Below are 19947 nucleotides of genomic sequence, written 5' to 3' on the forward strand. Positions count from 1 at the left end.
CTGTTTCTTCAATTTTCCGGAGTTTCTTCTTCTGAGGGGCTCTCGACAAGCCGGGAGGCAAGATCTCCCGTAGCGCCACCCACAAGACCGCGCGCATAATCCTGAGCTGAGAACGGGCGCAGGTCCTCGGCCTGTTCGCCGACACCGACCATGTGCACGGGCAGTTTGAACTGTTCTGCAAGTGCGACCACAATTCCACCGCGGGCAGAACCGTCCAGTTTGGTCACGATCAGGCCTGTGACGTTCACCAGCTCACGGAACACCCGTACCTGCTCAATGGCGTTCTGACCGGTCGTTGCATCCAGCACCAGCAATACGGAATGCGGGGCGGTTGGGTCGAATTTCTGCATGACGCGGATGATCTTGGCCAGCTCTTCCATGAGCGCGCCCTTATTATGCAGGCGGCCGGCGGTATCGATGAAGAGGAGGTCTTTGCCCTCTTCGGTCGCGCGTTTGATACCGTCATAGGCGAGGCCAGCAGCATCAGCTCCGTGTTTTCCCGCGATAACGGGCACATCTGAGCGTTGCCCCCACACCTGAAGCTGTTCGACCGCCGCAGCACGGAAGGTATCTCCCGCCACGAGCATGACGGATTTGCCTTCTTCACTGTAATGGCGGGCCATTTTGCCGATGGTTGTGGTCTTGCCTACACCGTTGACGCCGACCACGAGGACGACATGGGGCTTCTTCTTCGGATCAGGCTCAAACGGGATCGCAACGGGCTCCAGAACCCGTGCAATCTCTTCGGCCAGGGCATCGCGAATTTCGTCACTTGTGACGTCCTTGCCAAAACGGGAGCTTCGAAAGCTCTCGATAACGCGCTCTGCTACGACAGGACCCAGGTCTGCCGCGATCAGTTCGTCTTCGAGTTCTTCAAGAGCGGCATCGTCCAGCTTGCGATGCGTGAATACAGCTCCGAGACGTGAGCTCGAGCGTGAAAGACCCTGTTTGAGTCGTGAGAAAAATCCAGCCATGCACGGGAGTTCGGACAGGTCAGGCCCAACGTCAAGTCTGTAGCGTCGATTTCCTGAGGACAAACGTGCCTTGGGAGGATTGTTTCAGACATTGACAGTACGGAAGCGTTTCAGTTTTTGTGTTTCGGTATGGTTCTTCACCCTCGGTTTTGTGGCGTGAAGCTAAGAGGGAAGTCCGGTGTAAGGCCGGCGCTGCCCCCGCAACTGTAAATGGCGAGCCGTCACCCGACTGATGTCACTGGAGTGCCTATGCCTCTGGGAAGACAGGGTGGCTGCGAAGACCCGTGAGCCAGGAGACCTGCCATGCAATTTCAACCACCGGCGGGGTGCCCGGGGCGGCTGTTTGTGGCGTTCCGGAGTCCTCTGTGACAGCCGGATTGCGAACGTGTCTGCCCTGTTCCTGTCATACCGAGCAGGGCTCATATGACTGTACTGTTACCGGAAGAGCGCTTCAGGCAAAGTGCTGTTCCTTTTCAAAAGCGTCGTTGCAATTGGCGACGATCGACTATTTCTGTGTCCGTTGTGATGAGCAGCTTGCTCATGGGTCCTACACTGGCAGTTGCTGCAGAATGGGCGTCTGATACGGATAAAGTCGAAGCATCCGGACATCTGGAAAAGAAAACCACTTCTGCGGCGCAAAACCATGTGGTGGAGCGGATCAGTGTCATGGCCTCCCGCCGTAATCTTCTGGGACGAGCGGACACGGCGAGTGAAGGATCTTTGACCGCACGTGAAATCCAGCAGCGGCCTGCATATCGCGTGGGGCAAATTCTGGAGGCTGTTCCCGGACTGGTGGTGACATCTCATTCCGGGGAGGGAAAGGCCAATCAATTCCTGCTGCGGGGCTTTAATCTGGATCATGGCACGGACTTGGCAACATTTGTTGATGACATGCCGGTCAATGGCGTCAGTAACGCGCATGGTCAGGGCTACACGGATCTGAATTTCCTGATACCCGAAACACTCTCAGGCATTGATTATACCAAAGGGCCATTTCACGCAGATATCGGGGATTTTGGTGTGGCCGGTTCCGATCACATGAAGCTGGCAGATCACATCGCCCGTCAGATTAGTCTGAGTGCCGGAACGCTAGGGGATTATCGCGCTTACATTGGCGGTACGGCCCAATTTGCTAATGGCGATCGTTGGGTTAATGCCTTCAATATTTCTCATTCAGACGGCCCGTGGAAATATCCGGACAATGCCCGGAGCATCCGTGCATTGACGCATTACACCCACGGAACCGCCACCAAAGGCTTTGACCTGACGGGGATGTTTTATCGCGGTCAATGGAGGGCCACAAACGATCAACCGCTGGCGGCCTACAAGGAAGGGCTTATCAGCCGCTATGGCTCTCTGGACCCGACCGATGGCGGCTTTTCAGAGCGCTACAGTTTGTCAGCGCACTATCATCTTGCTGGCGATGACTGGAAATGGGTTACGAGCGCTTTTGCCATTCATGACCGGCTGACGCTCTGGAACAACTTCACGCATTATCTGGATGACCCAGTAAACGGAGATCAGCAGCAGCAGGACGAGACACGAACTACGCTTGGCGGAAGCAGTGTCTATTTCCGACAGGACCATGTGGGCCGTATCCGGACTGACACTCAGGTTGGCGTTCAGGGGCGTTACGACTTTCTGTATGTGGATCGTCGCCATACCCACCAGCGTGTCACGCTGCCGGAGTGCCCATCCAGTCTGGAGAGCACGGTGCCTGACCTGTGTAACGGGGATAACATCGATCTTGGAGCTGTCGGTCTTTTTGTCCAGAACACGACGCACTGGTTACCCTGGCTTCGAATGGTTGTTGGTTTACGTGAAGACTATCAGGGTGGTACAGACGAAAATCTTGTCGACGGTAGCCTGACCAGAAAGCATCAGTGGCTGTTTCAGCCCAAGGGAAGTCTGGTATTTGGCCCCTGGAAGAAAACCGAACTCTATCTGAGTGGCGGAAGAGGCTTCCACTCCAACGATTTCCGCTCAGTGTCTGGTTCTTATGCGTCAGACGAATTTGCCAAAGGGTCGGTTAAAGTTCCTCTTATGACGTCGGCTGTCAGCGGTGAAATCGGTGTACGGACTACGCCTCTCCGTCATCTGAATGTGCAGGCGGCTGCCTTCATCATCGATTTTGCGTCTGAGCTGAGTTACGATGGCGACGCTGGTGTTACTTCTCCTGGCCCTGCCAGTCGTAGGGAGGGAATTGAGTTTTCCGCACAGTATAATCCGGTTACCTGGCTTGAACTGAATACGGATCTGTCCTTTGCGAAAGCGCGTTATCAGGCGTCAGATCTGGCCAGTTATGGAATTGATGGTCCGTACGTGACGAATGCCCCAAATTTCGTTTGGTCATTCGGCATCCTTGCAGATCGAGGCCCCTGGTATGGCGGTTTGCAGGTACGCTGGCTCGGGGGGTATCCGCTGGTGGAGGATAACAGCCTGCGTTCCAAGGGATATCAGGAACTCAATTTGAATATTGGCTATTGCTTCACCAAAAATCTGAAACTCGAAGCAAATGTCTTTAACGTCTTCAATACGCATGCCTATGCGGCACAATATGCGTATGACTATCGTCTAACACCGGCCTCTGCTGTGCAGAGCGGTGCAACAGGTCATCCGCTGGAGCCAGTTTCTGCCCGCTTCGCCCTGACAGCAGGTTTTTAGGCAGGGCTGCGTCCTAGAAGATGCCCTTCTGACACACCGTAGATCGAAAGCGGGACGATGCTTCCTCTGGTTGGGGAGGAAGCATCGGCTGCGAAGCGCACAGGCGCAAATTCGGGAGAATGACCGCGGTCCGGTGTTTCGATCAGGACGTCCACCGTCTGACCAATGAACCTTTCAAGAAACGTATCGCGGTTCGCCTCACCGACAGCTCTGAGCTGGGCTGCTCTGGCCTGACGTTCTCCGTTCGGTACGGCGGGCATTCGAGCTGCGGGCGTGCCGGGGCGTTCGCTGTAGGGAAAGACATGCAGGAACGGGATAGCTTGCTCTTCGATGAAGGAGAGGGTTTCGTTGAAAAGCGTGTCTGTTTCTGTCGGGAAGCCCGCGATGAGATCTGCACCAACACCAATATTCGGGCGTAAGGCGCGAGCATGTTGGAGCATGGACGCGACTTGCGTGGTGGTGTGTCGGCGTTTCATGCGCTTGAGGATGAGATCGGAACCAGCCTGAAGAGACAGATGCAGATGTGGCATCAGGCGGGGCTCGTTTTCCAGAAGCCACCAGAGGTCCCGATCTCCCGTTTCCGGATCAAGAATGACAGGGTCGATGGACGACAGGCGCAGACGTTCGATGGCGGGAACGTCCTGCAGGAGCGTCCGGCACATCCGGCCCAGACCTTCGCCATCTGTGCCTTGCCACGAAGCAATATCAACACCCGTGAGAACGATTTCACGATGTCCGGCCTCAGTCAGGGCGCGGGCTCTCGAAATAGCTTCTGTTGTTGGGGTAGAGCGGGAGTCTCCCCGGCCATAGGGGATAATGCAGAATGTGCACCGATGATCGCATCCCTGCTGGACCTGAAGCAGAGCACGGGCATGCCGTGACGGTGGAAGGCCGGGCTTGCTGTCTCCCCATGTGGTGGGCTTGAGCTTGTCAGCGTTGGGCACAACCCGTACCACGCCGGGCAGCTCCATCCAGCGTTTGGCGTCAATTTCCGACGCGCAACCTGTCACGACTATTTTTGCATCCGGGCGCTCGCGGTGGGCACGGCGGATGGCCTGCCTCGCCTGTCGCTCGGCTGTGGTCGTAACGGCGCATGTATTGACGATGATGGTGTCATCCTGCCCGCGGGCGTGATGCGCCATGCCGTCGCTCTCATGCGCGTTGAGACGGCAGCCGAATGTCAGAACGGAAGGGGTAGTCACGGAAGCTTGCCATGGAAAACGGTTGTGGCAGGACCGGTCATCAGGACGTCTCCGTTTTCCTGCCAGGTGATTTGCAGGTCTCCACCGTCCATGGTCACGAAGCAGGTCCGGTCTGCAAGGCCCCGGCGTACGGCGTTCACCACGGCAGCGCAGGCTCCTGAGCCGCAAGCCAGCGTCAAACCCGCACCGCGTTCCCAGACGCGCAGACGCATGTGGCCGGGAGTGATGAGATCCGCAAATCCAATATTGGCGCGCTGCGGGAAGAGCGGAGACTTCTCGAGAGAGGGGCCGAGGTCTTCTGCGCGCGATACGTCGCCGAAAACGGTCGCATGAGGATTTCCCATGGAGCAGGCGGCTGCATCATGCAGGGGCAGGTGAAGTGTGTCGCAATCCTTGGACAGCGGCACGTCCTGCCAGCCAGTTCGGGGAGCGCCCATATTCACCGTGATGCGATCGCCATCCTGTGACGTGAGGAGCAGTCCGGCGCGGGTCTGGAGGACGGGATTGTTACCCACGAGGCTGGCAACACATCGCGATGCATTCCCGCAGGCGCCGGATTCCGACCCGTCAGCATTGAAGAAACGGACCAGAACATCCGCACCTTCCAGGGTTGGGGCAGAGAGCAGGACGAGCTGGTCGCAGCCGATGCCGAAGCGTCTGTCGCACAGGTGCCGGATGGTGGCTTCGTCAAGGGCGGGGTCGGTTTCGCGGCCGTCAATGATGATGAAATCATTGCCCAGGCCGTGCATCTTGGTGAAAGAAAGGGTCATGATGGTGCCTCCCATAGAGCATCCTGCGGGTTGACGCACGAGGAACATACCCTCATTTCGACAGGTCAGTCAGGAGGAGATGGATATGAGCGGCACGGAACAGGTTGAAGGTTTTCACGCAGCGGCGTTTACGCGCGTCAATAATGAACCGGATACGATCTTCTATGCGCAGCGTCTTCCGGATTCGCTGATGGACATGGGGGCACGCACGGCGGTTGCGGCACTTTACCAGACCTCCCTTCCCGTTGGGGGCACGGTTCTGGATCTGATGGCGGGATCACTCAGCCATTACCCGGAAGAGGCACGGTTTCAGGATGCCATCGGACTGGGAGCGTCCAAGGCTGCGCTGGACACCAATCCTGTGCTGACGACACGGATCGTACAGGATCTGAACGCAGACCCCATCCTGCCGTTCGAAGACGACACAATCGACGCCATAACGCTGTGTGACGGGGTGGCATACCTGACGCAGCCGTTGAAAGTCCTGATGGAAGCCCTTCGTGTTCTGAAGGAAGGGGCTCCTCTGATTGTCACATTCTCAGATCAGTTTCATCAGCAGAAAGCTGTTGCAATGTGGCAGGCTCTGGAGCCAGAAGACCGAGCACGCCTTGTTAGTGTTCTTCTTTCGAAGGCTGGTTTCGGGGAACTCGACACAGGTGAAGTCGTTCCTCCGGAAGATCTGACGGCATGGCGTGACACGGTTCGGGCGGTTGTCGGGCGGAAGCCCAGAGGCTGATTTTGCCTGATTCGCAGGTTCGGATGCGTTACTTCTGGCATTTATGCTCGGAAGTCTTTATGCAGCGGCATCCCAGCCGCCGCTTTTTGCCGTCGGCGTGACGTTTGCCGAGTGTTCATTAAATATGCCTTTCCCCGATACTCATCCTGCCCTTCTGCGCGCCCTGACGGCGCGTGGCTACGAACAGCCCACTCCCGTTCAGGAAGCAGTTCTGCAGCCAGGGCTGGAGGATCGTGATCTTCTGGTTTCCGCCCAGACGGGTTCAGGCAAGACCGTAGCTTTTGGTCTGGCTATTGCGCCGACGCTGCTTGGTGAGGCTGATCGCCTCCCGCCGTCGCCACAGCCGCTGGCTCTGGTTATTGCCCCGACGCGTGAACTGGCCCTTCAGGTCCAGTCCGAACTTGAGTGGCTCTATGCCGAGACCGGCGCTCGTATCGCGAGCTGCATTGGTGGCACGGATGCCCGCCGTGAAGCCCGCGACCTCAGCCGTGGCGCCCACATCGTTGTGGGAACGCCAGGCCGCCTTTGTGATCATCAGTCCCGTGGTTCCCTTGACCTGTCCGGTCTGCGCTGCGTCATTCTCGACGAAGCCGACGAAATGCTGGACATGGGTTTCCGTGACGAGCTGGAACAGCTTTTGGATGCGTCTCCGGCCGAGCGCCGCACGCTTCTGTTCTCCGCCACGATTGCCCGCGAAATTGCGTCTCTGGCCAAGCGTTTCCAGAAAGATGCCAAGCGCATCGATACGGTAACGGGTGCGAAGCAGCATTCCGATATCACCTATCGCTGCGTCGTAACGGCTCCGCAGGAAATCGAGCGTTCCCTCGTGAACGTTCTGCGTTTCTACGAGAGCCCGACGGCCATGGTGTTCTGCAACACCCGTATGATGGTTGGTCAGGTGCAGGCTGCTCTTCTGGAGCGTGGGTTCGCTTCTGTCGCGATTTCCGGCGAAATGGGTCAGAACGAGCGTAGCCGTGCGATCGAGAGCCTGCGCTCCGGTCAGGCCCGCGTCTGTGTCGCGACTGACGTTGCAGCACGTGGCATTGACGTGCCAGCGCTGAACCTCGTGATTCACGCCAGCATCCCGACGGCTTCTGAAACCCTGCTGCACCGTTCTGGCCGTACCGGTCGTGCGGGCCGTAAGGGCACCAGTGTGCTGATGGTGCCGATGAACCAGCGTCGTCGCGCTGAGCGTCTGCTGGCCATGGCACGTGTAAATGCCGAGTGGGAAGCTGTTCCGACAGCGGATGCGATTGCAGCCCAGGATACGAAGCGTCTGCTGGACGATCCGATCCTTGCCAACGCTTCTGAAGACACGACGGATGAGCTGGTTCTGAAGCTGGCTGAAACCTACGACGCGAAGAAGCTCGCAGCAGCGCTGGTGCAGATGTACCGTGCCCGCCTGCCGAATGTTGAGCAGATCCGTGCGATGTCCGTCGAGGCTCCGCAGAGCCGTGGCGATCGTCCGGAACGCGCACCGCGTGAAGAGCGCATCGTGTCGGGCGAATGGTTCAAGATGAGCGTCGGTCGTACAGAGCGCGCTGATCCGAAGTGGCTGATCCCGCTGATCTGCCGCCTTGGTAACGTTCAGAAGCGTGACATCGGCAGCATCCGTATCGAGCAGGATCAGACCTACTTCCAGATCACGGATGAGAGCGTCGAGCGCTTCAAGTCCTGTGTTGCCGGGGCTGAGCCTGACGAAGTGACGATCGAGCCGTCTGCTGAGCCTGCCGGTGGCAGCAGCTATGGTTCCCGTGGTCGTAACCCGGGCGAAGGCAAGCGCTTCGGTCGGTCCGGCGGTGGCGCTGGTGGCGGCTTCAAGGGCGGTCCGCGCGGTGGCGGTGCTGGCGGCGGTTACAAGGGCCGTGGCGGTTCCGGTTTCGGTCGTCCGAAGCCTGGTGCTGGTGGCTCATCAGGTGAAGGTGTGAGCCGCAAGCGTCGTTCCTGATTTCTGATTTCACGTCAGAACTGAAAAACCCCCGCCGGAGCGATCCGGCGGGGGTTTTTTCTTTTCAGGTCTTGGAGGACCCTTCTGCGAGCAGGGCATCACGTGCAGCCCTTAACGTATCGGAGAGCTTCTCTTCAGGTACTTTGAGATGAAGCTTTTCCATGGTTTCCAACAGCGCTTCCGCGACCATCAGCCGGGCTGCCCATTTGTGGTCAGCGGGAATGATGTGCCAGGGGGCATCCGGAGTGGATGTTGCCTGTATCGCTGCCTCATAGGCCTTGGTGTAATCAGGCCACTTCCCACGTTCTGCCAGATCGGAAGGTGAAAACTTCCAGCGTTTTTCGGGCTGGGTCAGACGCTTGAGAATGCGCTTCTTTTGCTCATCTGCAGAGATATGCAGGAAGAGCTTCAGAATAACGACGTTCTGATGCGTCAGGTAGCTTTCGAAGTGCCGGATGTCTGCCAGTCTCCGGTCCCAGAAGCCGGGCTCATCGGGGTTAAGCCCGCGTGCTTTGACGATATCCGGATGGACGCGGGCAATCAGAACATCTTCATAGTGGCTGCGATTGAAAACCGCGATTTCGCCTCGGGCTGGCGCCATCAGATGCACACGCCACAGGTCATCGCGCTTTTCTGCGGCACCGGCGGGTGTCTTGAAGGATGTGACGTGAAAGCCCTGCGGGTTCAGGCCGGAAAAGGCGTGGCGGATAGCGCCATCCTTTCCTGCCGTATCCATGCCTTGCAGCACGACCAGAATTCCGTGTTCTCCGTGCGCGGCCAGACGTCCTTGCAGGATAGCCATCCGGTCCACGCAGTCCCGGATGCGGGTATGGGCACTTTTCTTGTCGTGCCCAATCCGGTCATCGGTTCTGAAGTCAGCCAGCTTGAACTTGGTGCCGTCTGTAATTGTCAGGCGCGAGGGAATACCGCTTTCAGCCGACATGACGATTCACCGCCAGCCCACCAGAAGCCTGACAGACAGGCATGATTTCCATTGTGTTGACGTTCATGTGCCACGGCAGGCCCACGAGCCATGATACTGTTTCTGCGATGTCGTGGGGCGTGAGGGGTGTGGTGTCCTTGTAAACTGCTGCGGCCTTGCCATCGTCCTTGAGGCGAACGGAGCTGAATTCGCTTCCGCCACACAGACCCGGTTCAATATCCGTGACGCGGATGCGCTTGCCCAGAAGATCCGTTCGCAGGTTCTGGCTGAACTGCCGCACGAACGCCTTGGTGGCGCCATAAACATTGCCGCCAGTGTAGGGGTAGAGGCCCGCAGTGCTGCCGAGCATGATGACATATCCGGAGTTGCGCTCAACCATTCCGGGCAGCAGTGCGTGGGTCATTTCCACCAGACCGGAGACGTTGGTGGCGATCATTGTTTCCCAGTTATCAATCTTGGCTTCCTGTGCGGGCTCCATGCCGAGCGCCAGGCCCGCGTTGTTGACCAGAACGTCCACAGTCCGCCAGTTTTCCGGCAGGCTGCCCGGCAGTGCGCGGAGTGCGTCGCGGTCCGTCATGTCCAGCGGGAAGGGGAGAAGATTTTCCCCGAGTTCGGCTTTCAGGGCTTCAAGACGTTCTGCCCGTCTTCCTGTCGCGATGACGCGGTGACCATCCTGCACGAGGCGCGTGGCGATGGCGTGTCCGAAGCCAGCAGTGGCACCGGTCACGAGAACGGTAAGGGACATGAAGACCTCCATAAAACTCTCGACATGGGAACGCTTGCAAAGAGGCACGAGATGCACCCATTTGTAGAGAATGAAGAAAACACTCGCCGGACAGAATGACAACCTGACAGGCATGCTCCTGGTTGCGGCACCGCAACTGGCGGAGACAGTCTTCGCCCAGAGCGTGATCTATCTCTGTGCTCACTCCCCCGAAGACGGGGCAATGGGGCTGATTATCAACCGTCGTCTGGCCCAGCCGGGTTTGGATGATCTATTTGCGCAGCTCGGAATCGAGCCGAACCCTCCGGAACGCCGGATTGCCGTCTGTATGGGTGGCCCTGTCGATCATTCACATGGGTTTGTTCTGCATTCGACAGACTGGAATGGAGAGGGCAGCCTGGGCGTCAATGATCAGGCGACGTTGACGGCCAGTCTGGATGTGCTGCGGGAACTTGCTGCGGGGCAGGGGCCCAAGCGGGCATTGATGGCTATTGGCCATGCGTCTTGGGCCCCTGGTCAGCTTGAAGAAGAGATTCTGCGGGATAGTTCATGGCTGGTTGCGCCGGCCAGTGATGAGATTGTCTTTGGCATGGATCATTCGAAAAAATGGGGGAAGGCACTGGCGGCCATCAATATTGATCCGCTGCTGCTCTCCTCCGCTATGGGTGAAGCCTGACCGATTTATTCGGAGCAACGACTTTTGACAGACATGAGGATTTTCAGATCATGAATCAGACAACCCGTATCCTTCACGTTTATGAGCACTGCCCGTTCTGCGTGAAGGCCATGATGATTTTTGGCCTGAAAAACATCCCGTTCGAGAAGCGTATTTTCCTGAATGACGACGAAGCCGGCCCGATCAGTATGGTTGGGAGAAAGGTTGTCCCGATTCTGGAGGAGAATGGTCGATACATGCCGGAGAGCATGGATATCGTCTCCCATATTGATGGAGTGGGCGCGCCGGTTCTGAACGGGCCGGTTCGCAAGGACATTGCAGACTGGCTGCGTGCCAGTAGCAAGGCCACGTATCGGCTCTTCCTGCCGCGCGCAGTTTGCGCACCCTTGCCTGAATTCGCGACGACGTCTTCCCGGGCGGCCTTCATTCGCCGCAAGGAGGAATCTACCGGCCCGTTCTGGGAAATTCTGGCAGATGGCTCAAAGGAAATTGCAGAGCTGAACGCATTGCTGGAAGAGCTCGAACCTCTGATCCAGTCTCCTGAAGCCGTGAATGGCACGCTTTCCACCGACGATATTCATCTGTTTGCCCAGCTTCACAGCATGTCACTCATCAAAGGGCTGCGTTACCCGCTGGGGGTTGAGGCTTACCGTCAGACCATGTCTGAAAAATCCGGTGTGAGCCTGCTGGATGGGTTTGCGGCCTGATGGGAGGCCATTGCAGGACATCTTGAAACCGTCTCGTCAGATGGATGGAAATGTCCTGCAACGCCCCGGCTAGGCATCCACTGTCCGTATGGTTACGATTTCGCATCTGATGCAGGAGAAGACGATGCGGAATATGATTGGCGCAGGATTGTTACTGGCCCTGATGAGCGGGAGCGTGCTTGCTGCAGCTCCCCAGCATCATGACGCCGCAACGCAGGCCCTGAACCTTGCTGAACAGGCCATCGCTCTGCGATCGGTCGCGGGGCCTGCCAACCAGACACCACAGGTCGCAGCCCTTTTCCGGGAGGCTCTGGTTAAGGGAGGTTTTGCGCCTGCGGATGTGACGATCACGCCCTACAAGGATACAGCGTATCTGATTGCCCGTTGGCCTGGCCGTGATTCCTCTCTCAAACCGCTGGTGATTTCCGGTCATATGGATGTGGTTGAAGCCAAGGCGTCTGACTGGACGCATGATCCTTTCAAACCACAGATTGAAAATGGCTATCTGCTCGGCCGTGGCTCAACGGACATGAAGCTGGATGATACACTGGCTGTTTCTGCTTTGCTGGAGCTGAAAAAAGAAGGGTACGTGCCCCGCCGGGATATCATCATCGAGTTCTCGGGAGATGAGGAAACGACGATGGCAACTGGCGCCATCATCGCTGACAAGTTGTCCAATGCCGAGCTTGTTCTGAACATGGACGGGGCTAATGGCACGTTGGATGAAAAGACGGGGAAGCCAGATTATTTCACATGGGAAGGTGCGGAAAAAACCTACGCTGATTTCCGTCTGACCGTTACGAACCCCGGTGGTCACTCTTCGGAGCCGAGATCCGTCAATGCCATTGATGAACTGAGTGCTGATCTTCTGCGGATCCAACAACATCGGTTCAAACCGGAAGTGAATGACCTGAGCCGTAGTTTCTTTGTCAACGCGGCCCGCTGGCAAAAGCCTGATATTGCGGCGGCCATGAAGGCGTTCGCAGCCAATCCAGCCAATGAAAAGGCCGTTGCCACGCTATCGGCTGACCCGTCCTTTGTGGGGCGGATTGGCACAACCTGTGTGGTCACGATGATTGAAGGTGGTCATGCGCTTAATGCGCTTCCACAGCGGGCGACGGCTAATATCAATTGTCGTATCTTTCCAGGGCACTCCCGGGCTTCGATCATGGGTGAGCTGCGGGATGCTGCGCAGGACCCGGGTATGAAGATTGAAGACGCGACAGAAGGGTCTGTTGAAACTGCTGCGTCTCCCATGCGACCTGATGTGGTGCATGCGATTGATGCCGCTATTCATGCGATTTATCCGGATGTGCCGGTCTTTGCCGCCATGTCATCCGGAGCGAGCGACAGCATGTGGTTCCGCTCTCATGGTGTTCCCAGCTATGGTATCAGCCCGATCTTCATCAAGAATTCAGACTCCTTCATGCATGGACTGAATGAACGGACGCCGGTTTCCGCCGTTGGTCCGGCAATGGACGCGCTTCTGGTTTTGATTCCGGAGCTGTCTCACTAAGAGGGAAGCTTTGTAGATGCGGAGTGTTGCTGTCGGTTTGGGCGTGGTTCTGGCGGGAGCGACGATGACTCATGCTGCGATGGGGCGGCCCGCTCCTGAACAGGATCAGCTCTCCGGGCGGTATAGTACGCATTTCAAAAATGGTGATGTGTCGGGTGATACCTATTGGAGCGACAATGTTCTGGAGGTTGTGCCCGTCAACGCCGAGGCGGCCTATCTGCGAATAGAAACACAGTTCTTCAATGGGCACATGTGTTCCCTGTCAGGCATCGGCCGCATGGAGGGAGAGGCTCTGCTGTATCAGGAGCCACCCTTCATGGCAGGCGAGAAGCCCTGTCGCCTGACAGTTCGCCGGACTGGGAAAGATATTGTTTTGCAGGACGCTGACGGTGCTTGCCGGGTCGGGCACTGTGGAGCGCGGGGACTGTTTGATGGGCAGACATTTCCGGCATCCAGCCGCCGGGCTATTACCTATTTGCCAAGGCTCAAGGCATCGCGGGAATATCAGGCCGCGTTGAAAGCCTGGGCCGCCTCTCCGAATCATTCGGATCATGCTGCCCAGGCAGATCAACCTTAGGGCTTTAAAGCGTCACCCAGGAACTCTGCACGACGCTGGCTTACGCGCGCGCGTAAGAGCGGATCAGGCAGCATATGCGTTCCGGGGAGCAGAAGGAGATCGTAAGGTTTCCCGGCTTTCAGAAGCGCCTGTGTCAGCTTCATGGTATTTTCGAAGTACACGTTGTCATCTGTCAGGCCGTGCATGACCAGAAGGGGGCGTTTCAGACCGTCCGCATAGGTCAGGACGTTGCTTTTGCGATATCCTTCCGGGTCATTCTGCGGGGTGTTCAAATAGCGTTCGGTATAGGCGGTGTCGTAATCGGCGAAATCGACGGGGGGTGCACCTGCAACGCCGACTTTGAAGACGTCCGGACGGCGGATGGTGGCCATTGCCGTGAAGTAGCCCCCGAAAGACCAGCCATAAACACCGACCCGTGACAGATCGAGTTCAGGGTAGGTTTTGCCCAGCCCCTGCAATCCATCGATCTGGTCCTGAAGGGGAGCATCAATCAGGTTGTCTTTGATGGCACGTTCAAAGTCATGATCCCGGCCCGGAGTGCCGCGTCCATCCAGCGTGACAACGACATAGCCCTGATTGGCGAGGCACTGGTCTTCCAGAAAGCTCGACGGTGTATCATGCACCAGCTTTACGCCGGGGCCGCCATAGACGGACAACACGACCGGATAGTGATGGCCCTTCTGGAAATGCTCCGGCCGGATGATCGCGGCATCGAGTTGTCGTTCCCCGGCCGTTGTGAACTGGACGTGGACGGGAAGGTGAGGGGGCTGGGCAATACCCGGGAGGCTGGCCAGGATTTTCCCTTTTGCGTCCCGCAGAAGAGTGCGTCGACTTCCGTCTGCGGCGACAAACGCATCGACCAGCAGGCGATGGGTGCCATTGGTGAAATGGACATTATGGATGCCCGGCTCCGTGATGAACGGAGTGATCTTGCCGTCCGCGAGTGAAATCCGGACGACCTCGTTATCAATCCGGTTCGGGCGTACCGTCACGACAACGCTGTTGCTGTCTGCGTCGTAATCATTGAACGCGACGTAAGGGAGGGTATCGGGCGTCAAAACCCGCTTCAGGGATCCGTCTGCGGCGTGATGTTCAAGCTGCCACGTCTTTCCGCGCTCTGAGGCCCAAAGGAAACCCTGTTGGCCATTCAGTACGACGGGTAAGGCATGGCTGCCACCAGCGTCTCGCGGATCAAGATTGAGCCAGGCCTTGTCGCTTTCTGCGAGGAGGAGCGTCGTTTTGCCTGTTGCTGGATCAACGGACAGAACCTGTTCCTGTGTCTGTTCCCGGTTGAGCAGAACAAGGAACAGGCCACCGTTCTTCCGCCAGACCGCACGCGCCATGTAGGGCCATGCTTCATGATCCCAGCCAATCCAGCGAACGTCTCCGCCTTTGATGCTGGTGAGACCAAAACGTGTTCGTGCATTGGGCGTGCCGGCGCGCGGATAACGGAACTCAACCGGAGCCGCCTGGGGCGTTTCTGGATTAGTGATGTAATGTTTTTCGACGTTGCCTGAATCGGCTTCTTCGAACAGCACGGTCTGACTGTCCGGAGACCACCAGGCGCCATCCGGGCGCTCCAGTTCTTCTGCTGCGGCAAATTCGGCCAACCCATTGGTCAGCGTTTCTGTGCCTGTAGTGGTCAGGCGTGTTTCGGCGCCTGTTACCAGATTGACCGCGTAGAGGTCATTGTCCCGCACTGCGGCAATGGTCTGTCCGTCCGGAGAAAGACGGGGGGCGATCCAGTTGCCATCAACGGAAGATACCCGGCCGTCATCAGCGGCAATGCGGATGAGGCGTCCACCCTGAGATGCCAGGATCGTGCCGCCATCTTCGCTCATCTGATAGTCGGTGATGCCAGACATGGACTGGCGCGCGCGCTCTCGCCGGGCTTTCTCCTCAACGGACAAGTGCTCTGGACCAGCTTCCGGGGCTGCAAGTTCGTGCAGAGAGTGGTCAGGCAGATCGTAGCGAAACAGATGCAGGCGTGTGTCGAACGGGCCAGAACGCAGGAAGAGAACCGAATGCCCGTCCGGTGTCACTTCCGATCGTGTGGGCAGACCCAGCGTTCCGTTCCGTGTTTTGGCAAGATCGAGCATGCATGATGCAGGTTCGGAGGCCATGGCGGGTAAGGCGGGAAGCAGGGAAGACAGGAACGCGCAGGACAGCAGGGCTCTGCGGAGACGGAATGACGGCATGGCGGCTCCGGGACAGGAAAGGTTTTGACATCAATCATGGACTGACCTGTCGTTCCTGAACAGAGTGCACGAGCATGAGAAGTCGCCTTGCTCACGATGATGAGAGCGGGGCCGATTTTACCGGGACTGATCCACCATTGAGGTGTTGTGTGTCATGGTCTGTCTCAGAAGAGGAACCTGATGGATATGCAGTATCGTCAGCTAGGTCGCTCCGGCCTGAAAATTTCCGCACTCAATTTTGGCTCTGTGACGTTCGGAGGGCAGGGTGATTTCGCTTCCACCGGCAATGTTGACGTCTCAGAGGCCACACGAATGGTGGATCTCTGCGTTGAGCATGGCGTCAACATGTTTGATACAGCTGATGCCTATTCGGGTGGAGAAGCCGAAGAAATCCTTGGTCGTGTTCTGAAAGGCAGAAGCCGGGAACTGCTCGTGACCAGCAAAGTCCGTTTTCCAACGGGCAAAGGCCCGAACGAAGAGGGCCTGTCGCGGCATCATATTCTGAATGCCTGTGAGGATAGCCTGCGTCGTTTAGGGCGAGACCATATTGATCTCTATTATCTGCATGAATGGGATGGTCTGACGCCGGTTGAGGAGACGCTGGAGGCACTTCAGACGCTTCGGGACCAGGGCAAGATCCGCTATGCGGGACTTTCCAATTTTGCTGGCTGGCAGGCCATGAAGCTTCTGTCTGCCGCGGAGCGGGACCGTCTCATTACGCCGGTCTCCGAGCAGATCTATTATTCTCTAGAAGCACGGGATGCGGAATATGAGCTTCTGCCACTCGCTGTGGATCAAGGACTGGGCGTTCAGATCTGGAGCCCGCTGGCCTGTGGGCTGCTGACGGGCAAATATCGTCGCGGGAAGACGGCGCCTGCGGATAGCCGCCGCATTTCGGGTTGGCCAGAACCGGAAGTCCGCAATATCGAAAAACTCTACGATACGGTTGAGGTGCTGGTGGAGATCGCAGAGGAACATGATGTCTCGCCCGCGCGGGTTGCGCTGGCATGGTTGCTGCACAAACCGGGTGTGACTTCCGTAGTGATTGGAGCCCGTAAGGAAACCCAGTTGCTGGATAATCTGGCTGCGGCATCACTGCGTCTGACGAAGGCACAAGTCGCACGGCTTGACGATGTCAGTGCGCCGGATCTGATTTATCCTTACTGGCATCAGCAGCGGAATGCGTTTGGCAGACTGTCGGAGGCCGATATGGTCTTGCACGGGCCAGCGAAACGTCATCGGGATGCCCTTGAAACAAAAAAGTGAGTGCCTAAATATTCATCACCGGTCGTCGCCTTCGGGGGCGACCGAGACACCATATGCCGCCGATACGGGGCATGAGAGGACATATTAGAATGGACATTCAGAAATTCACTGAGCGGAGCCAGGGTTTCCTTCAGGCCGCACAGACTATTGCCCTTCGAGACTACCATCAGCAGTTGACGCCGGAGCATCTGCTCAAGGCCCTGCTGGATGATGATCAGGGCGCTGCATCCGGCCTTATTCGGGCTGCGGGTGGTGATCCAAAAGTTGTTCAGACTGCCAATGATGCAGCACTTGCCAAGCTTCCAAAGGTTCAGGGCGGTGGTGCAGGCCAGCCGCAAGCCACGCCTGATTTCGTCAGACTGCTGGACTCCGCTGAAGCCGCTGCAAAAGCCGCAGGTGACAGCCACGTTGCGCAGGACCGCCTGCTCGTGGCTATTGCTGCGAGCGGATCTGCTGCGGGTAAAGCACTGGTTGAAGGAAAGGCCGATGCCTCCGCGCTGGAACGTGTCGTTGCTCAGATCCGCAAGGGGCGGACAGTGACCAGCGCATCTGCCGAGAATACGTTTGATGCGCTGAAGAAGTATGCGCGTGACGTTACGGCGATCGCCCAGGCTGGCAAGCTCGATCCGGTGATTGGCCGTGATGAGGAAATCCGGCGCACCATTCAGGTTCTGGCCCGCCGCAGCAAAAACAATCCGGTTCTGATTGGTGAGCCAGGCGTTGGTAAGACCGCAATCGTTGAGGGTCTGGCGCTGCGTATCGTTAATGGCGATGTGCCAGAAGCGCTCCGAAACAAGAGACTGATGTCGCTCGACATGGGCGCCCTGATTGCAGGTGCGAAGTTCCGTGGTGAGTTTGAAGAGCGTCTGAAGGCAGTTCTCAAAGAAGTTGAGACGGCCGAAGGCGAGGTTATTCTCTTCATTGACGAGATGCACACGCTGGTGGGCGCTGGCCGTTCCGATGGTGCGATGGATGCGTCCAATCTTATCAAACCGGAACTTGCTCGCGGGACGCTGCACTGTATTGGTGCGACGACGCTCGATGAGTACCGCAAGTACATCGAGAAAGACGCCGCGCTTGCCCGTCGTTTCCAGCCGGTTTTCGTCGGTGAGCCATCTGTTGCGGATACGATCTCTATTCTGCGTGGCATCAAGGAGAAGTATGAACTTCACCATGGTGTGCGCATCACGGATAACGCTATCGTCTCTGCTGCAACGCTTTCCAACCGTTACATTACGGATCGCTTCCTACCGGATAAGGCCATTGATCTGATTGACGAGGCTGCCAGCCGCCTGCGGATGCAGATTGACAGCAAGCCGGAAGCTCTGGACGAACTCGATCGCCGCATCATTCAGTTGAAGATCGAGCGTGAAGCCATCCGTAAGGAAGACGACACGGCATCCAAGGATCGTCTGCAGGCTCTTGAGGCCGAACTGGCTGATCTGGAGGAGCAGTCCGATGCGATGGGTGCCGAGTGGCACGCCGAAAAGGATCGCGTGAACGCCATTCAGAAGCTGAAGGAGCAGCTGGATACAGCACGGTCCGATGTGGATGTGGCGCAGCGTCAGGGAAATCTCGCGAAGGCTTCCGAGCTGATGTACGGCCTGATTCCAAACCTGGAAGCTCAGATTGCCAAAGCGCAGGAAGAGGAAGACGCAGCATCCAAATCTGGCCTGTTTGCAGATAGCGTCACGGATCAGGGCATTGCATCGGTTGTGTCCCGCTGGACGGGTATTCCGGTAGATCGGATGCTCGAAGGCGAGCGCGCCAAACTTATGCGTATGGAAGATACGCTGCGTGAGCGTGTGGTCGGGCAGGAGCAGGCTCTGGTGGCTGTTGCCAATGCTGTGCGTCGTGCCCGAGCAGGACTTCAGGATCCGAACCGCCCGATTGGGTCGTTCCTGTTTCTTGGTCCGACGGGTGTGGGCAAGACCGAGCTGACGAAGGCTCTGGCCCAGTTCCTGTTCGATGACGAGAAGGCTCTGCTGCGGATCGACATGAGTGAATTCATGGAGAAGCATGCAGTGTCGCGTCTGATTGGCGCACCTCCGGGATATGTCGGGTACGACGAAGGTGGTGTTCTGACAGAAGCTGTGCGTCGTCGTCCTTATCAGGTCATCCTGTTTGATGAGGTGGAGAAGGCCCATGAGGACATCTTCAACATCCTTCTTCAGGTGCTCGATGATGGCCGTCTGACGGATGGGCAGGGACGTGTTGTGGACTTCCGCAATACGATCATCGTTCTGACGAGTAACCTTGGTTCAGACGTACTGGCCAATCAGGAAGATGGTGAATCGCCGGAACTGGTGCAGGCGCAGGTCATGCAGGTGGTGCGCAATCACTTCCGGCCCGAGTTCCTGAACCGTCTGGATGAGATCATCCTGTTCTCCCGTCTGCAGCGCGCGGATATGGGCCGGATTGTCGACATTCAGCTGGGTCGCCTGCGTCAGCTTCTGGACGATCGCAAGATCACACTGGATCTGGATCAGAAGGGAACCGAGTGGCTGGCGGAAGCAGGCTATGATCCAGTCTATGGCGCCCGTCCGCTGAAGAGGGTGATCCAGCGTAGCCTTCAGAACCCGTTGGCAGGACTTCTGCTGGATGGGACTATCCGGGATGGCGACACCATCACCGTCTCTGCGGACGATAAAGGCCTGACGATTGATGGTCGTTCGTCCTCCGCAGACTGATTGTCGCGGGAAACCGGGACTTTCTAAGAAAGCGCCAGATTTTTCTGGCGTTTTTTTTTGATTTTTTTTAGTTTTGTTTTGTGAATGGAAAGTGTGTGTAAGGGGGAAAAGTGTAGGAAATCTGTGGGTTAGTTGTGTGGATAAGTATCGTATGATGATTGTTTGACAGTGTTGGGTGGTGGCCGTATAAGCCCGTTCACCGACGCGGCGGGGCCTTCTTCGAGGGCTTGGCCGGGGCGGTTTGAGATGATGATCTTTGAAAATTGAATATGGAATTGGAAGGGATATGTTGGCGGCGTTTTGGTGCTGCTGGTTTTGGGATTATTTTCCTGAGACCTGAGTGTCGAACGTTTAGA

16 protein-coding genes and 1 riboswitch are annotated in these 19947 nt (G+C 57.3%); of the genes, 9 read left to right on the forward strand and 7 right to left on the reverse strand.

What is annotated here, in order from left to right; all coding sequences use genetic code 11:
• Positions 1 to 8: 8 nt before the first annotated feature.
• On the reverse strand, positions 9 to 974 hold the full coding sequence (ftsY, locus tag KP702_RS06735) for a signal recognition particle-docking protein FtsY (RefSeq protein ID WP_202207229.1): 966 nt from the start codon (positions 972 to 974) through the stop codon (positions 9 to 11).
• Between the two features lie 113 nt (positions 975 to 1087).
• Positions 1088 to 1295: riboswitch (cobalamin riboswitch) on the forward strand.
• A 219-nt stretch (positions 1296 to 1514) separates the two neighbouring features.
• On the opposite strand from ftsY, the gene KP702_RS06740 reads away from it, so the two are divergent.
• A complete protein-coding gene (locus KP702_RS06740) occupies positions 1515 to 3638 on the forward strand; it encodes a TonB-dependent receptor (RefSeq protein WP_252348568.1) in 2124 nt (707 codons plus the stop codon).
• On the opposite strand, the gene KP702_RS06745 is transcribed toward KP702_RS06740, so the two are convergent.
• Positions 3635 to 4840, reverse strand: a complete 1206-nt coding sequence (locus KP702_RS06745) for a MiaB/RimO family radical SAM methylthiotransferase (protein WP_215768676.1) — start codon at positions 4838 to 4840, stop codon at positions 3635 to 3637. The two genes, KP702_RS06740 and KP702_RS06745, sit on opposite strands and share 4 nt — an antisense overlap.
• Positions 4837 to 5610: a diaminopimelate epimerase gene (gene dapF, locus KP702_RS06750; RefSeq protein ID WP_215768677.1), complete on the reverse strand. Its 774-nt coding sequence runs from the start codon at positions 5608 to 5610 to the stop codon at positions 4837 to 4839. Before dapF ends, KP702_RS06745 begins: the two co-directional genes overlap by 4 nt.
• A gap of 85 nt (positions 5611 to 5695) precedes the next feature.
• Here dapF and KP702_RS06755 point away from each other — a divergent pair, with 85 nt between their 5' ends.
• Both KP702_RS06755 and KP702_RS06760 read left to right on the forward strand, forming a co-directional pair.
• Positions 5696 to 6346, forward strand: a complete 651-nt coding sequence (locus KP702_RS06755; RefSeq protein WP_215768678.1) for a class I SAM-dependent methyltransferase — start codon at positions 5696 to 5698, stop codon at positions 6344 to 6346.
• Positions 6347 to 6470: 124 nt separating this feature from the next.
• The gene (locus tag KP702_RS06760) at positions 6471 to 8294 is read left to right on the forward strand and encodes a DEAD/DEAH box helicase (RefSeq protein WP_215768699.1); all 1824 of its coding nucleotides are present in this window, start codon (positions 6471 to 6473) and stop codon (positions 8292 to 8294) included.
• Between the two features lie 64 nt (positions 8295 to 8358).
• Here the strand turns inward: KP702_RS06760 and KP702_RS06765 are convergent, their stop codons facing one another.
• Positions 8359 to 9237 (reverse strand): PPK2 family polyphosphate kinase, encoded by an 879-nt coding sequence (locus KP702_RS06765; RefSeq protein ID WP_215768679.1) that lies wholly within the window; start codon positions 9235 to 9237, stop codon positions 8359 to 8361.
• Positions 9227 to 9982 (reverse strand): SDR family NAD(P)-dependent oxidoreductase, encoded by a 756-nt coding sequence (locus KP702_RS06770; protein ID WP_202207236.1) that lies wholly within the window; start codon positions 9980 to 9982, stop codon positions 9227 to 9229. Before KP702_RS06770 ends, KP702_RS06765 begins: the two co-directional genes overlap by 11 nt.
• Positions 9983 to 10052: 70 nt before the next feature.
• Between KP702_RS06770 and KP702_RS06775 the strand changes: the two genes are divergently transcribed.
• From KP702_RS06775 to KP702_RS06790, 4 genes are all read left to right on the forward strand, one after another.
• Positions 10053 to 10637, forward strand: coding sequence for a YqgE/AlgH family protein (locus KP702_RS06775; protein WP_046900835.1), 585 nt, complete (start codon positions 10053 to 10055; stop codon positions 10635 to 10637).
• A gap of 50 nt (positions 10638 to 10687) precedes the next feature.
• Positions 10688 to 11344, forward strand: coding sequence for a glutaredoxin 2 (gene grxB / locus KP702_RS06780; RefSeq protein WP_215768680.1), 657 nt, complete (start codon positions 10688 to 10690; stop codon positions 11342 to 11344).
• A 124-nt stretch (positions 11345 to 11468) separates the two neighbouring features.
• The gene (locus KP702_RS06785; RefSeq protein WP_215768681.1) at positions 11469 to 12860 is read left to right on the forward strand and encodes a M20/M25/M40 family metallo-hydrolase; all 1392 of its coding nucleotides are present in this window, start codon (positions 11469 to 11471) and stop codon (positions 12858 to 12860) included.
• A gap of 16 nt (positions 12861 to 12876) precedes the next feature.
• Positions 12877 to 13437 (forward strand): hypothetical protein, encoded by a 561-nt coding sequence (locus KP702_RS06790; protein WP_215768682.1) that lies wholly within the window; start codon positions 12877 to 12879, stop codon positions 13435 to 13437.
• Here the strand turns inward: KP702_RS06790 and KP702_RS06795 are convergent.
• Positions 13434 to 15635 (reverse strand): DPP IV N-terminal domain-containing protein, encoded by a 2202-nt coding sequence (locus tag KP702_RS06795; RefSeq protein ID WP_215768683.1) that lies wholly within the window; start codon positions 15633 to 15635, stop codon positions 13434 to 13436. The two genes, KP702_RS06790 and KP702_RS06795, sit on opposite strands and share 4 nt — an antisense overlap.
• 186 nt (positions 15636 to 15821) lie before the next feature.
• Here KP702_RS06795 and KP702_RS06800 point away from each other — a divergent pair, with 186 nt between their 5' ends.
• Together KP702_RS06800 and clpB are read left to right on the forward strand one after the other, a co-directional pair.
• The gene (locus KP702_RS06800; protein WP_215768684.1) at positions 15822 to 16901 is read left to right on the forward strand and encodes an aldo/keto reductase; all 1080 of its coding nucleotides are present in this window, start codon (positions 15822 to 15824) and stop codon (positions 16899 to 16901) included.
• Positions 16902 to 16990: 89 nt separating this feature from the next.
• Positions 16991 to 19591 (forward strand): ATP-dependent chaperone ClpB, encoded by a 2601-nt coding sequence (gene clpB, locus KP702_RS06805; RefSeq protein ID WP_215768685.1) that lies wholly within the window; start codon positions 16991 to 16993, stop codon positions 19589 to 19591.
• A 128-nt stretch (positions 19592 to 19719) separates the two neighbouring features.
• Here clpB and KP702_RS06810 read toward each other — a convergent pair.
• A partial coding sequence (locus tag KP702_RS06810) for a hypothetical protein (RefSeq protein ID WP_215768686.1) occupies positions 19720 to 19947 on the reverse strand: 228 nt, incomplete at its 5' end.

Origin of the sequence: Gluconobacter sp. P5B12 (assembly GCF_018812035.1) — a bacterium.
Classification (GTDB): Bacteria; Pseudomonadota; Alphaproteobacteria; order Acetobacterales; family Acetobacteraceae; genus Gluconobacter.

Coding starts and splice junctions, on each gene's coding strand:
- ftsY (WP_202207229.1), bottom strand. CDS start 974: ATGGCTGGATTTTTCTCACGACTCAAACAGGGTCTTTCACGCTCGAGC.
- KP702_RS06740 (WP_252348568.1), top strand. CDS start 1,515: ATGGGTCCTACACTGGCAGTTGCTGCAGAATGGGCGTCTGATACGGAT.
- dapF (WP_215768677.1), bottom strand. CDS start 5,610: ATGACCCTTTCTTTCACCAAGATGCACGGCCTGGGCAATGATTTCATC.
- KP702_RS06755 (WP_215768678.1), top strand. CDS start 5,696: ATGAGCGGCACGGAACAGGTTGAAGGTTTTCACGCAGCGGCGTTTACG.
- KP702_RS06760 (WP_215768699.1), top strand. CDS start 6,471: ATGCCTTTCCCCGATACTCATCCTGCCCTTCTGCGCGCCCTGACGGCG.
- KP702_RS06765 (WP_215768679.1), bottom strand. CDS start 9,237: ATGTCGGCTGAAAGCGGTATTCCCTCGCGCCTGACAATTACAGACGGC.
- KP702_RS06770 (WP_202207236.1), bottom strand. CDS start 9,982: ATGTCCCTTACCGTTCTCGTGACCGGTGCCACTGCTGGCTTCGGACAC.
- KP702_RS06775 (WP_046900835.1), top strand. CDS start 10,053: ATGAAGAAAACACTCGCCGGACAGAATGACAACCTGACAGGCATGCTC.
- grxB (WP_215768680.1), top strand. CDS start 10,688: ATGAATCAGACAACCCGTATCCTTCACGTTTATGAGCACTGCCCGTTC.
- KP702_RS06785 (WP_215768681.1), top strand. CDS start 11,469: ATGCGGAATATGATTGGCGCAGGATTGTTACTGGCCCTGATGAGCGGG.
- KP702_RS06790 (WP_215768682.1), top strand. CDS start 12,877: ATGCGGAGTGTTGCTGTCGGTTTGGGCGTGGTTCTGGCGGGAGCGACG.
- KP702_RS06795 (WP_215768683.1), bottom strand. CDS start 15,635: ATGCCGTCATTCCGTCTCCGCAGAGCCCTGCTGTCCTGCGCGTTCCTG.
- KP702_RS06800 (WP_215768684.1), top strand. CDS start 15,822: ATGCAGTATCGTCAGCTAGGTCGCTCCGGCCTGAAAATTTCCGCACTC.
- clpB (WP_215768685.1), top strand. CDS start 16,991: ATGGACATTCAGAAATTCACTGAGCGGAGCCAGGGTTTCCTTCAGGCC.